The organism is Streptomyces sp. NPDC001858 (assembly GCF_053594615.1).
This window is the reverse complement of the sequence record NZ_JBSFEV010000123.1, coordinates 1-1323: the sequence shown is the minus strand read 5'-3', so window position 1 is coordinate 1323 and position 1323 is coordinate 1. Positions and strand designations below refer to the sequence as shown.

Annotated in this window: 1 protein-coding gene and 1 pseudogene; both read right to left on the bottom strand. The window is 67.5% G+C overall.

All coding sequences use genetic code 11. The features are described from left to right. Positions 1-227 (bottom strand): annotated as a pseudogene (locus tag ACWCPF_RS45460) (cupin domain-containing protein); the annotation flags it as partial. Positions 228-418: 191 nt separating this feature from the next. Continuing rightward, a complete protein-coding gene (locus tag ACWCPF_RS45455; RefSeq protein ID WP_451051033.1) occupies positions 419-1015 on the bottom strand; it encodes an isochorismatase family protein in 597 nt (198 codons plus the stop codon). Positions 1016-1323: the final 308 nt, after the last annotated feature.

The following is a 1323-nucleotide window of genomic DNA, read 5'->3' as shown; positions in this document are numbered from 1 at the left end:
TGCTCGTCGCCGAGCCAGAGAAGCGCCTCGCCCTTGATGAGCATGAAGATCTCGTCCTCGCGGGTGTGCAGGTGGAACGGCGGGGCCTCCCCCTTGGCGACGTCGAACCGTCCCACGGTGAGCTGGCCGTTCGTGGCCTTGCTGTCGAGGAGGACGGAGAACGTGCCGTCGTCCAGCCATTCGAGGGTCTGCTGCTGTTCGCGCTGGGCCAGGAAAGCCATGGACATGACGCGGATCCTTACGTGAGTGGGTGTGGGTTGGCGTACACGCCGGTGGCGAAGGGGCGCGGCATGTACCGCTCCTGTCGGTACCGGGTGACGTGGGGTACTGGGCAGCCGAGCGCGCCAGGCGGGGCGCAGACTCGCCTCCGGATCCACTCCCCGCCCGGCCGTTGTCTCGGGCGGTGGCGATGGCTGGTTCAGCTCTGGGGGAGGAGTTCCATGATGATGCCGATCATCTTGCCGCCCTTTTCGGTGGTCCAGTTTTCGGCGAGTTCGGCGAGGAGTTGGTTGGTGGAGGTGATGGTCGCGCCGGCCTTGTCCATGCGGTGGACGGCGATGTCGTCGGCGATCTTGGTGGGGGAGCCGCCGGCGTCGGCGACGACCTGGACGGGGTGGCCGGCGTTGAGGGCGGTGAGGGTGGGGAAGACGGTGCAGACGTCGTTGGTGACGCCGGCGATGATGAGGTGGGTGCGGCCGGTGGCCTTGACGGCGTCGGCGAAGTTCTCGTCGTCGAAGGCGTTGACGACGCCCTGGCGCTGGACGCGGCCGGCGAACTCGGCGGGCGCGATCTCCGCGAGCTCGGACAGCAGCGGCCCCTGCGCGTACTCCTCCATCGAGGAGGTCAGCACCAGCGGCATGTCCAGGGCCTTGGCGGCCTTGGCCAGGGCGAGGGCGTTGGCCTTCATCTCCTCGAAGGTGATGGAGCCGACCCAGCTCATGGTGCCGACCTGGTGGTCGATGAGGAGCATGGCGGTGTTCTCGGTGGTGAATGCCTCAGCGGTCTCTACGGGCATGACGGGCCTCTTTCGGGTGTGCGGTGTTGTGCTGCATGCGGGATTTGATTCGGCACCTGACTTCGGCGATCGGTGGGATTGCCCGGCCGATCGGTCTCCATTCGCCGGCGTACGCGATCGGGCGGAGGGGAGCGCTGCGCACTGGCGGCGAGGACGTTTCGGGCTGGGCACGAGACCGTCTCCTGCCGGCGTGAGCACCTCCGTCACGCTCATGACCGTATGAGTCCGCCGTCGACGTAGAGCGTCTGGGCGGTGATGAAGGCGGCGTCGTCGGATACGAGGAACGAGAGCATGCCGGTGAGGTCGTC